10 protein-coding genes are annotated in these 11,973 nt (G+C 41.3%); 2 read left to right on the top strand and 8 right to left on the bottom strand.

What is annotated here, in order from left to right; genetic code table 11:
* Positions 1 to 8: 8 nt before the first annotated feature.
* The 8 genes from mraY to QZ488_RS07085 all read right to left on the bottom strand — a co-directional run bounded on the left by mraY (position 9) and on the right by QZ488_RS07085 (position 9,054).
* Positions 9 to 1,091 (bottom strand): phospho-N-acetylmuramoyl-pentapeptide-transferase, encoded by a 1,083-nt coding sequence (mraY, locus tag QZ488_RS07050; protein WP_293747128.1) that lies wholly within the window; start codon positions 1,089 to 1,091, stop codon positions 9 to 11.
* Positions 1,085 to 2,494, bottom strand: a complete 1,410-nt coding sequence (gene murF / locus QZ488_RS07055) for a UDP-N-acetylmuramoyl-tripeptide--D-alanyl-D-alanine ligase (protein WP_293747129.1) — start codon at positions 2,492 to 2,494, stop codon at positions 1,085 to 1,087. Before murF ends, mraY begins: the two co-directional genes overlap by 7 nt.
* Positions 2,491 to 4,053 carry a UDP-N-acetylmuramoyl-L-alanyl-D-glutamate--2,6-diaminopimelate ligase gene (gene murE, locus QZ488_RS07060; protein ID WP_293747130.1) on the bottom strand — a complete coding sequence of 521 codons (1,563 nt, stop codon included), beginning with the start codon at positions 4,051 to 4,053 and terminating at the stop codon, positions 2,491 to 2,493. The genes murF and murE overlap by 4 nt, the downstream gene beginning before the upstream one ends.
* Positions 4,043 to 5,881 (bottom strand): penicillin-binding transpeptidase domain-containing protein, encoded by a 1,839-nt coding sequence (locus QZ488_RS07065; protein WP_293747131.1) that lies wholly within the window; start codon positions 5,879 to 5,881, stop codon positions 4,043 to 4,045. Before QZ488_RS07065 ends, murE begins: the two co-directional genes overlap by 11 nt.
* Complete coding sequence (ftsL, locus tag QZ488_RS07070; protein ID WP_293747132.1) at positions 5,878 to 6,198, bottom strand: cell division protein FtsL; 321 nt, start codon at positions 6,196 to 6,198, stop codon at positions 5,878 to 5,880. The genes QZ488_RS07065 and ftsL overlap by 4 nt, the downstream gene beginning before the upstream one ends.
* A complete protein-coding gene (gene rsmH / locus QZ488_RS07075) occupies positions 6,195 to 7,130 on the bottom strand; it encodes a 16S rRNA (cytosine(1402)-N(4))-methyltransferase RsmH (protein ID WP_293747133.1) in 936 nt (311 codons plus the stop codon). Before rsmH ends, ftsL begins: the two co-directional genes overlap by 4 nt.
* A complete protein-coding gene (gene mraZ, locus QZ488_RS07080) occupies positions 7,130 to 7,588 on the bottom strand; it encodes a division/cell wall cluster transcriptional repressor MraZ (protein ID WP_293747134.1) in 459 nt (152 codons plus the stop codon). The genes rsmH and mraZ overlap by 1 nt, the downstream gene beginning before the upstream one ends.
* A 416-nt stretch (positions 7,589 to 8,004) precedes the next feature.
* Positions 8,005 to 9,054 carry a GGDEF domain-containing protein gene (locus QZ488_RS07085; protein WP_293747135.1) on the bottom strand — a complete coding sequence of 350 codons (1,050 nt, stop codon included), beginning with the start codon at positions 9,052 to 9,054 and terminating at the stop codon, positions 8,005 to 8,007.
* 261 nt (positions 9,055 to 9,315) lie between these two features.
* On the opposite strand from QZ488_RS07085, the gene glpK reads away from it, so the two are divergent.
* Both glpK and QZ488_RS07095 read left to right on the top strand, forming a co-directional pair.
* Complete coding sequence (gene glpK, locus QZ488_RS07090) at positions 9,316 to 10,809, top strand: glycerol kinase GlpK (protein ID WP_293747136.1); 1,494 nt, start codon at positions 9,316 to 9,318, stop codon at positions 10,807 to 10,809.
* Positions 10,806 to 11,864: an aldose epimerase family protein gene (locus tag QZ488_RS07095; RefSeq protein WP_293747137.1), complete on the top strand. Its 1,059-nt coding sequence runs from the start codon at positions 10,806 to 10,808 to the stop codon at positions 11,862 to 11,864. Before glpK ends, QZ488_RS07095 begins: the two co-directional genes overlap by 4 nt.
* Positions 11,865 to 11,973: the final 109 nt, after the last annotated feature.

Consider the following 11,973-nt stretch of genomic DNA (forward strand, 5'->3'; position numbering starts at 1 on the left):
GTTTTCCTTTATCGCAATTTCAAAGTGGCTAATCCCACTAGTACTAACATCAAAGATATAATCCAGAAGCGCACTATGACTCGTGGTTCAGGCCAACCTTTAAGTTCGTAATGATGGTGTATTGGGGCCATCCTAAAAATACGTTTTCCGCGCATTTTGAAAGAGCCTACTTGTAAAATAACTGACAATGTCTCTACAACAAAAATGCCACCCATGATAAATAAAACGATCTCTTGGCGAACCAACACAGCCAAAATTCCTAGCGTCCCACCTAATGCTAACGAACCCACATCGCCCATAAAAACTTGAGCTGGGTAAGTATTAAACCAAAGAAATCCAAGCCCAGCACCAACGATAGCGGTACACACAATAACCAACTCACTGGTTAAAGGTAGATAAGGAATAGCGAGGTAAGCAGAGAAATTTATATTGCCTGTCACATAGGCAAATATGGCAAAAGCACCAGCAACCAACACTGTTGGTACAATTGCTAGTCCATCTAGGCCATCAGTTAAGTTGACTGCATTGCTGGTTCCCACAATGACAAAATAGGTGACAACAATAAACAACATGCCCATTTGCGGCATAACGTCTTTAAAAAATGGTACTAACAAAGCGGTTTCAGCAGGATTTTGTTGGCTTGAATACAAGTAGAAAGCAACGGCAATAGCAATCACTGACTGCCAGAAATACTTCCAACGGGCGATTAAACCTTTTGCGTCTTTACGAATAACTTTGCGGTAGTCATCTACGAAGCCGATGACTCCGTAACTAACCAAAACAAATAATGTGACCCATACATACCTATTGGTCAAATCACTCCACAACAATACACTCGATACAATCGCAGCTAAAATGAGTAATCCGCCCATAGTGGGGGTACCTGATTTAGCCAAATGGGATTCAGGGCCATCATCACGAATAGTTTGGCCAATTTGCATACGCTGTAACCAACGGATCATTTTTGGTCCAATAATCACCGCAATCAGCAAGGCAGTTAGAGTGCTTAAGATAGCGCGCAAGGTCAAATAAGAGAAAACTCCAAAGCCAGGATCAAACTGTTGTAGCCACTCTGCCAACCAAATTAGCATGCCATTCGCTCCCTAAAACGTTCAAGCTTTCCCAAGGGGGATTCCTCCAACGCTTTGACCACCAATTCCATACGTGCACTACGCGAACCTTTGACCAATATACTGATGTCACATGCTTCAGATAAGGTTTGTTGATTAATAAACTCAATCATCTGTTCCAGCCCACTAAAATGGCGGCCATGTTCGGCAAATACATCACTTGCATTTTGACTTAATACGCCCAAGGTATAGAGCTTATCGATACCTTTTTGTTTGGCATACTCACCTACTTGTTCATGGTAATAACGGGCTTTTCCACCCAACTCAGCCATATCTCCGAGCACCAATATTTTTCTGCCAGCAAAACTAGACAACAAATCTATTGCAGCATTGACTGAACCTACATTTGCATTGTAAGTGTCATCCAAAATTTTCACTTGATTGGTCAGTTGTTTAACTTGTAAGCGCCCCGCTACATGAGGCATATCGCGCAACCCCTCACGCACATCTTCTAAAGTCGCGCCAACATGTAAAGCTAACGAAGCTGCGACCAAAGCATTGCCCACATTGTGTAAACCAGGTAATGACAAATCAATTGAAATGCGACCTTTAGGGGTCACTAATTCAAATTGAGCACAACCATCCAAGCCTAAGATAACGTCTTGTGCATAGACACCAGCTTGTTTTTCAGCTGAAAAGGTTTGTACCTTGTTGTACTTAAGTTTACCCAACCAGTAGTCGGCAAATTGGCTATCTACATTGACTATCGCTAGCCCATCCTTCTCGGATAAACCTTTAAATATTTCACTTTTTGCTCTGGCCACGCCAAGCAAACTACCGAAACCTTCCAAGTGCGCTGCCGCTGCGTTCACAATGGTCGCTACATCAGGTTTGACTAAATTAGTCGTATAGGCGATTTCACCTAAATGGTTGGCACCCATCTCAATCACAGCAAACTCATGTTCTGGCTCTAGTCTTAACAATGTCATAGGCACACCTAATTCATTGTTTAAATTGCCTTTAGTCGCCAACACTTTGCCACGGCGAGATAGAATCGCAGCAACCATTTCTCTAACAGTTGTTTTACCACTACTGCCTGTAATGCCCACCGTTTTTGGTGCAACTTTGGCTTTTACCGCGGCACCCAATAAACCAAGCGCAAGCGTAGTATCTTCAACCAAAATATAAGGCAGTTGAGTATCAACTTCACGTGATAAAATTAGCGCAATAGCCCCTTTCTCTTCAGCTTGCTGAATAAACTTATGCCCATCAAAATTGGGGCCCCTTAGTGCCAAAAACAAATCAGTAGGCTGAATACTTCTGGTATCAGTACTGACACCTTCGATGATCAAATCCTGCTTTTTCTGAGCTATTAACTGCCCATTAACCTGTTCTGCAACCCAGGATAGTGAAACCGGGATCATATTATTTTCCCCTCTTGAAGAAGTGCAACAAATTGACGTTCATCGTACGCCAACGTTTGATTACCTATAATTTGATAATTTTCATGACCTTTTCCCGCGACTAAAATCATGTCGCCAGGGGCTGCCATTGAGGCCGCGGTCTTTATTGCTGTTTTACGGTCATGCTCAATCAGAACCTGCTCGGGATTAAGGCAGCCAGATAGAATATTTTGAATAATGTCTTTAGGATTTTCACTGCGCACGTTGTCATCAGTTAAGATAACTTGATAAGCATATCTCTCAGCAATTTCGCCCATCAATGAGCGTTTGCCTACATCGCGATCACCACCACATCCAAACACACAATATAATTTTCCGTGACAGTGTTGTTTAGTGGCTAACAAGGCTTTTTCTAGCGCATCAGGTGTGTGCGCATAATCCACCACTATGGTTGCCTTGTTTTGGCGGCTATACAGCTCCATTCTTCCAGCAACGGGTTTCAACTTTTGCACTATGTAAGCAATCTGTTTTAGATTTTTACCCAAACATAATTGGCTGCAAATCGCAGCTAGTACATTGGCCACATTGAATTCAGCCAATAATGACAAACGTAGTTCACACTCTCCCCAAGAGGATTGTATCGATAAACCAATGCCCTCAGAGGTATATCGCACATTATTCGCTACACAATATTTATATTTGCTTGGTAAATCAGTAACGCTGACATTCTGTCCATAGAGCACAACTGAGGTTGTATCAGAAATATTTGCCAACCAATTTTTATGCTCAGGATCATTGACGTTAAGTACAACGTAAGCCAATTCAGGTTGCTTTAATAAAAGCCTTTTTGCTGCTGCGTATTCAGCCATTGAACCGTGATAGTCAAGATGATCTCGGCTTAGATTAGTAAACACTGCAATATCGGTTTTAACCGCTTTGATCCGGTTTTGTACCAGAGCATGGGACGAGGCTTCTAATGCAACTTGATACGCCCCTTCAGCAACGAATTCAGCGAATAAGCGTTGCATACTAATAGCATCTGGTGTGGTGTTAACGGTATCTTCTTGGGTCTGAGAATCAGCGGTCGACGAATACATACCAGCACCTAAGGTGCCAATGGAAGCCGCTTGTTCTCCCATTAAATTAGCCAATTGGCTGGTTAACTGCACAGTAGAGGTTTTACCATTAGTGCCCGTTACTGCAATCACAGACATTGAATTCGCCGGAAATTGATAAAAGTGCCCAGCTAACTCGGAGAGTTTTTCAGCGAGTTGATAAAACGACACTATGACGCTTTGTTCGCGCATTTCTAGATGGCCATGGTGAGTCGAATCATCACATTGTGCGACTATGACTTTGGCACCTAAACTGATCGCTTGAGGAATAAAGTCTCGACCATCCAATGCATGCCCATCAATAGCAATAAACGCCTTATGAATTGCCACATCTCGGCTATCTAAGACCAAGTCACTGATCATGATGTCGGGTGCATCAATGCCAAAATTGGCCAATAGAGGTTTAATACTTTGATCAAACGCCTGAGGAAATTGTCTATTAATACTTACCATATCAGCCTGCATTTGCTGCCCTCTTGTTAACATCAACAGAGGAAACGGCCAATGATGAAACAGTTTTATCATCAGGGGGCACATTCAACATTTGTAAACTGGCTGCCATAATTTTAGAAAAAACTGGGGCTGCAGTTTGTCCTGCATAATAAAGCTCACCTTTAGGCTCATTAATTAAAATGACCACGGCCAATTGCGGATTAGACACAGGGGCAACGCCGGCAAAAATGTTAACGTATTCTTCACCGTAACCATTGGCAACAGCCTTACGACTAGTACCTGTTTTTCCTGCAACTCTATAACCCGGAACGTGTGCTTGTTCTGCCGAACCATTTTGTTCTGTCACACTTTCCATCATTTGTAATATTTGTTTGGTCGCTTGAGCGCTGATAACACGCTCACTTTCTACAGGTGTGTCTGGTTTAATAATACTCAATGGTCGGCGAATGCCACCGTCACCTAAAATGCTGTACATACGAGCCAACTGCAATGCGGTGACGGATATTCCATAACCAAAAGATAAAGTAGACAATTCAAAATCTGACCAGCGGTTTCTTTCGTTAAAGATACCGTTGCTTTCGCCCAGCAAATTAGCGCCACTGTCACTCATTAAACCGACGTTGTAGTACATATCCAGTAGGAAATCTTTAGGTACAGACAAGGCCAACTTTGAAGTGCCCATATTGCTAGACTTACGAATAATTTCGGTTAAATCAATTTCGCCATAATTGCGCGAGTCTCTGACAATATTTCCGCCTAAATGCATCCAACCCGGAGAGGTATCAATCAAGGTGTCTACTTGTGCAGATCCAAACTCTAATGCACTTAACACCGCTAGAGGCTTAATTGACGAACCCGGTTCGTAGGCATCAGTTACTGCTCGATTACGAATTCTATGGGCTGAAACACCTGAACGATTATTTGGATTAAATGAAGGGCTATTGACCAAGGCTAGGATTTCACCAGTGTTAACTGCTACTACTACAGCCGACCCAGACGTTGCTTCATAATATTGAACCGCTTGTTTTAATTCTTTATAAGCCAAAGCTTGTATGCGCTGATCAATGGTTAACTGAATATCTTGCGGTTTTTCACCTTCTTCAGATTCAATCAACTCAACCATTCGGCCTTTTCCGTCACGTCTAATTTTACGTGAGCCTTGTGCACCTGCTAACCACTTGTTGTATAACTTTTCAATCCCCTCTATGCCGGCATCATCCACGTTAGTAAAACCTACAACGTGAGCGGATACTTCACCACTTGGATAATAACGTCTAGATTCATCACGAAGGTAAATTCCATCTAACTTAAGTTGTTCAACATATTCAGCCATTGCAGGGGAGACTTGACGCTGCACATATACAAAACGTTTTTTGGGATTGCTGACTTTTTCTTTAAGCGTATCTAAATCTTGACCTAATATTTCAGCCAGTGCCTTCCAGCGTTTTTTGTTTTCTCGTTGTTTTGCTTTCAAATCAAAACTGGGGTCTTCTTCCGCTTTTTTTGCTGCTTCTTCGATTGATTGGGCAACGGCCTTAGGATCTGCCCAGATTGCTCTAACTGGTACACTCACAGCCAATTGCTGACCATTTCTGTCAACAATCAAACCTCTATGTAAAGGATTGGCATGAGTACGCAAAGTACGGTTATCGCCACGCTGAATAAGTAAATCTGGTGAAACAACTTGTATGTAGGCTGCACGAATACTCAAACCAACAAACACCAGAACAATGGCGGTAATCACTATAATAAAACGCCAATGCAATAAACTTGGCGCACTGTTTACTTTTGCTTGATTGGTTCTACCTTTACTTTTGGTATTAGCGGTGACTCGGCTCATTTAATCCTCACCACTACTTCTTCGCTAGGTAAAGGACGATGCATGTTGAGCTGACTTTTAACAAGCGCCTCAATACGGTTGTGTTCAGTCAATGCACTTTGTTCAAGCACCAAGTGACGCCACTCAACATCCAGTTGATCTTTCTCTTGCATCAAGCGTTCGATGGCTATCGACATTTGCCTATTATGGTGGGCACTAAGTATCACTAAACCCGCACTAACTAAGAGTGCTAGAAACAACAAAACCCGCACTGGATGGCGGGCTAAATCAGCAACTACAAAACTGAATAAATTAAAGTTCGTGTTCGGGGCACTCATAACTTCTCTGCCACTCTCAACACAGAGCTTCGAGCTCGCACATTTTTTTGTAATTCTTCGGCTGATGGCTTAATCGCTTTGCCAATAGGTTTCATCGCTTTAGCCGCATCTATCTCTGCTTGCATAATAGGCATGCCATGAGGCACGTTTAAACCGCGACTTTGCTCACGTATAAAACGTTTGACTAAACGGTCTTCTAAAGAATGAAAACTAATAACAGCTAACCGTCCACTTGGCGCCAATATATTTAAAGCCGCTTTCAAGCCGGTTTTGATTTCATCTAACTCACTGTTGACATAGATACGTATCGCTTGGAAACTGCGAGTCGCTGGGTGTTTATATTTATCTTTGACCGGCACCGCCAGATCAATGATTTCGGCTAACTGAGCCGTATCGGTAATAGGTTCAATTTGCCGTGCATTGACAATACCGTGAGCAATACGTTTACCAAATTTCTCTTCACCAAATTCTTTGATGACTTGGGTGATGTCTTGCTCATCAGCCACCGCTAACCACTGCGCGGCACTTAATCCTCTGGTTATATCCATACGCATATCGAGTGGGCCATTACGCATAAAACTAAAACCGCGACCAGCATCATCCAATTGTGGTGAAGACACCCCAAGATCCATTAAGATCCCGTCAATCTTGCCAATTAGGCCTAACTCTTCAGCCACTGCCTGTAATTCAGAAAAAGGACGATGATGAATAGAAAAACGTGTATCGTCAGCAAAGGACTTTGCCGCTTCAATGGCACTTAGGTCTCGATCAATCGCAATCAACTGACCTTTTGCTGATAGTGCTTTTAATATTTGTGTAGAGTGGCCACCTCGTCCAAAAGTCGCATCCATATAGATGCCATCAGGCTTAATCGCTAAGCCTTCGATAGACTCCTGAAGTAATACTGATAAATGTGAAAAATCATTTTCCATTAAAGTGAGAAATCCTGCAGTCGTTCAGTCAATTCAAAGTTAGCTTCTTGCTCTGTTGCTACATCTAAATTGATTTGTTGTTGCCATACGTCTGCGTCCCAGATCTCAAATTTATTGAACTGGCCAACTAACATAATTTGTTTATCGAGCTTGGCGTGTTGACGCAAAGGAGCGCCTAATAAAAACCGCCCGTTTTTGTCCATATCACCTTCACTGGCATAACCCAACAATAAGCGCTGCATTCTGCGCTCATGTGGATTCATGCTAGAAAGACGGCTTAATTTAAGTTCAATTTCTTCCCATTCAGAAAGTGGGTAAAGCAGCAAACAAGGTTGTTGCGTATCAATAGTGCAGACGAGTTGTCCCTTACAATCATCCAGCAAGGACTGCCTATACCTGGTAGGTATAGTGACTCGACCTTTAATATCTAGATTGATTGCATTAGCGCCGCGGAACATAATTCCCCTAACCTTTTTTATTTTTATCTATCGAAAATTAACTTGTAAGCACAACACTCAACAAAATCTGATCTTATTATTCTTTGTTTTTGGGATTATTTAATCCGCCAGATCCACTTTATGCCACTTTTACCCACAATACACAGTTTAGGTACCACCGGTCTATCATGTCAAGGACTAAAAGCAGCAAATTGATCGGTTTCTAGGCCTCGTCATCACTGGTTTTTTAGAAGTGTTTGAAATAGTAGAAAAAAACGACTAGCTGGCGCAATTTGGTAACAGAAGGAATAATAGCTTTACAGATTTTAATCGAAGGGGGTTAAGTCACAAGTGAAGATTGATATGGGATTTTTTATTCAATCAAACAAAATCCGTTATTGTGCAGTCTCGATGCAGTTCAACAGAGTGTTAGGTTGCTAATTTTTTTCAGTAAATATCTCGACCCTATTTCGACCATTTTCTTTTGCTTTGTAAAGAGCTTGGTCAGCATTAGAAGTCAGTTGTTCAGCGTTAAGTTCATCTTTATTAAAATCAATTTCGGTTACACCAAAACTGCAACTAACGTGGATAGGTTTATCAGCTAAAACAAAATTATGCTGACTGACTTTCTCTCTTATACGATTAGCTAGCTTTGCTCCGTTTTCTGCACTTGTATTGGGTAAAGTAATAATAAATTCTTCACCACCAAAACGAGCTATCCAATCAACGTTATTGCGGATAGATGTACTCACCAGTTGAACAAATTCTTTTAAAACAATGTCTCCAGCATTATGGCCTTCTTGATCGTTAATCTTCTTAAAATGATCCAAGTCAGCGAATATAACCGTTAGCGGGATTTTAAATCGATATGAACGCTGTATTTCTTTGTTTAAACTATCTTCCAAATATAATCGGTTATAACAGTGAGTTAAAGGATCTGTTAAGGATAGAGTTTTAACCTTACTATTGAGCTTTATTAACTGACGCGTCAGTTTATATACCGCCAAAGCGAATGCACTTAAGTAAATAAGCAAGAAAATACTACTTGCAATAATTGTGTTCAATTGCTCATCTAAAAGATGCAGATCGGGTAACGTAATTGCGCCTATGAGAACGGTGGAAACTACCACTAACATAGTGCTAAACATCAAACGATAACTGCCGACAAAAAGTGCATTTGCTATCAAAATAGTAATAATAGTGGATGCAAAAGAATAAGTGGGTGTCGCCAGCACTATTAGGCTAGTAAAGAAAGCATCCAAATGCATATTGATTTGTTCCTGTCTTCGTCCATTTGAAGAGAGATTTGTTGCTAGTAGTGCGAAATGTGGCCAAAATAAACAGGTGGGAATAATCCAGATAAATTGTGAATCGAGTAAAGATGAACCTAAAACTAACCACGCAATGAGTAAACCATAAGTTGTCGCGAGAACTCTAGGTATATGGTTAATCCGTCCGAGAGGGTGTATATCTTTTTGGTATATCAAATTAACCGTTAAACAGCAGATGAAAAATTCAGCATACTATAGATATATGCACAATCAAAAGGTATTTTCTGTGGGATCCTATGGTCAAAAAATACCACCAATCCCTTAATTTCAGTCCACTATTTCAATTTCAATTTATATATTTGGTTATGTTCTCAGCATAAAAAATATTATACTTGCCAACCGCTGTTAGAAAAACATTAGCTAACAACTAAACATCTGAAATAATTGAAAATTTTCACATATTCAAAGGAGCATCCTATGCCGTTGGAAAACTGCATTCTGTCTATTGACCAAGGAACGACGTCTAGCAGAGCCATCGTTTTTGCTGCAGATTCAAGTATTGTTGCTGTAGCACAGCAAGAGTTTTCTCAGCATTATCCAAATGATGGTTGGGTAGAACATGATCCAGAAGATATTTGGTCAACAACAGTCAACGTATGTAAACAAGCCATTGCCCAGGCCACAGCAAAAGACGCAAAAATTGCAGCAATAGGTGTCACAAACCAAAGAGAAACCACATTGGTCTGGGACAAAAAAACCGGAAAAACCTTATACAACGCCATAGTATGGCAAGACAGGCGCACTGCTGAGCAATGCAGAAAGTTACAAGAAGCAGGACAATTAACCGCAGTTCAAGAACGTACAGGATTGTTGCTGGACCCTTATTTTTCAGCGACAAAAGTAGCTTGGATCTTAGATAATGTCGAAGGCGCAAGACAAAAGGCCGATGCCAACGAGTTAGCGTTTGGCACAGTAGATAGTTTTCTTATCTGGCGCTTAACAGGCGGTAAAGTACATGCCACTGATGTGACTAATGCCAGTCGCACTAACCTGTTTAACATTCACACTTTAAGTTGGGACGACAAGTTACTCGACATATTTAACGTACCCAAATCAATGTTGCCTGAAGTGAAAGAATGCGCTGATGATTTTGGTCATACTGTAGAAGGACTTTTCAGCTACTCCATGCCTATAGCGGGAGTTGCCGGAGACCAACAAGCAGCAAGCATTGGCCAATGTTGTTTCAAACAAGGCGATATCAAAAGTACCTATGGCACGGGTTGTTTTGTATTGTTAAATACCGGCGAAAAAGCGCTGTTATCCAAAAACAAACTACTCACAACTGTGGCTTACAGCATCAAAGGTCAAACCCACTATGCATTAGAAGGTTCGATATTTATTGCTGGCGCTGCCGTGCAATGGCTCAGAGACGGTTTAAAAATCATTCAAAACGCGTCAGAAACTGAAGCCATGGCCAAAAGCATCCCTGATGATCATGGAGTGTTTTTGGTACCTGCTTTTGCTGGATTGGGCACGCCCTATTGGGCACCTGATGCCAGAGGGGCAATATTTGGTTTAACTCGGGCTACCAGCGGTGCTCACCTAGCAAGAGCTGCACTTGAGTCTGTGTGTTTGCAAACATCAGATTTACTAAAAGCCATGAGTGAAGATGGCGTCAACCCTAAAAAAATAAGAGTTGATGGTGGCATGGTTGCCAACAGTTGGGTCTGTCAATTTCTGGCTGGAGTACTCGATATAACAGTCGAACGGCCCAAGGTAATGGAAACCACCGCATTAGGCGCCGCTTATTTAGCTGGTTTACAAGTCGGTATTTACCAATCAACTGACGAGTTGGCTAGCATGAACCAGATTGACAACCATTTTGAACCTGAAATGGATGCGATAAACCACGAAAAATTACTGAAAGGATGGGCAAGTGCCATTCAAAGTACTTTGGGGTTTAAAGCATGATAAAGCAGTCAAACTTTGGAAAAATGCCAGATGGCACTATAGTCGAAAAATTTTGCTTAACTAATCATCAAGGTTCAAGCGTCGAGATCCTTAATCTTGGCGGAATTATTCATCGTTGGTTGATCCCCAACAAGCAAAATAAACACACCGATATTGTTTTAGGTTACGACACAGTAAATGACTACTTAGCAGACGACAGTTTTTTAGGTGCTTTAATCGGAAGATACGCAAACCGCATCAACAAAGGAAAATTTACTTTAGCAGGTAAAAAATATCAAACCGATATCAACCTAGGCGACAACTGTCTACATGGTGGTAGCCAAGGGTTTAATTCCAAAGTGTGGCAATGCACCGTATTGTCTGACGCCGATAATCCTTCAATTATGTTGACCTTATCTAGTCCAGACGGCGATCAAGGTTTCCCTGGCGAAATTAAGGTCAAAGTGATTTATACCTTAACTGAACAGAATCGTTTAAAAATAGAGTATTTGGCAGCTGCAGAGCAAACAACCTTATACAACCCTACAAACCATAGTTATTTTAATTTGTCAGGTCACAATAGTGGTTCGGTCGAAGCGGATCAGATTCAATTATTAGCCAGTCACTACACACCTACCGACGAACGTGCGATACCCACTGGTGAGATTGCAGAGGTAGACAACACACCTTTTGATCTTCGAGAACTCACCGCAATTAGTCAGCCATTAGCTTCAAACCATCAACAGATTGCATATGGAAACGGCTTAGATCACAACTTATGTTTAGACGCTTATGCCCCTCAAACAAAAGTTGCATTTTATGCTGGTAAAGCGATATCACAAAACAGCGATGTTGTTCTTAAGGTATACACCAACATGCCAGGCATACAGATTTTTACTGCAAATCACTTTGAAAACAAAAAAGGCAAAGATAGCGTGCTATATCAAGCCCATCAAGGAGTGTGTTTTGAAACACAATTTTACCCTGACTCACCTAACCAACCGCACTTTCCAAGCGCCACGTTAGAAGCAAACAAAGAGTTTTACTCTGTGACTGAGTATGAAATTTTGTTTTAGAGTTACTTCAACCTCACCAATTTTTTAATATCTTTTGGCTATGTTTGTATTAACTGTTGTTGAACACTAAACATACTGTTTTTATTGAACTTTTCATCATTGTCCAAAT

The sequence above is a fragment of the uncultured Paraglaciecola sp. genome (genome assembly GCF_913020055.1).
In the GTDB taxonomy this organism is placed as follows: domain Bacteria; phylum Pseudomonadota; class Gammaproteobacteria; order Enterobacterales; family Alteromonadaceae; genus Paraglaciecola.

Coding starts and splice junctions, on each gene's coding strand:
- mraZ (WP_293747134.1), bottom strand. CDS start 7,588: ATGTTCCGCGGCGCTAATGCAATCAATCTAGATATTAAAGGTCGAGTC.
- QZ488_RS07095 (WP_293747137.1), top strand. CDS start 10,806: ATGATAAAGCAGTCAAACTTTGGAAAAATGCCAGATGGCACTATAGTC.
- rsmH (WP_293747133.1), bottom strand. CDS start 7,130: ATGGAAAATGATTTTTCACATTTATCAGTATTACTTCAGGAGTCTATC.
- mraY (WP_293747128.1), bottom strand. CDS start 1,091: ATGCTAATTTGGTTGGCAGAGTGGCTACAACAGTTTGATCCTGGCTTT.
- glpK (WP_293747136.1), top strand. CDS start 9,316: ATGCCGTTGGAAAACTGCATTCTGTCTATTGACCAAGGAACGACGTCT.
- QZ488_RS07065 (WP_293747131.1), bottom strand. CDS start 5,881: ATGAGCCGAGTCACCGCTAATACCAAAAGTAAAGGTAGAACCAATCAA.
- murE (WP_293747130.1), bottom strand. CDS start 4,053: ATGCAGGCTGATATGGTAAGTATTAATAGACAATTTCCTCAGGCGTTT.
- ftsL (WP_293747132.1), bottom strand. CDS start 6,198: ATGAGTGCCCCGAACACGAACTTTAATTTATTCAGTTTTGTAGTTGCT.
- murF (WP_293747129.1), bottom strand. CDS start 2,494: ATGATCCCGGTTTCACTATCCTGGGTTGCAGAACAGGTTAATGGGCAG.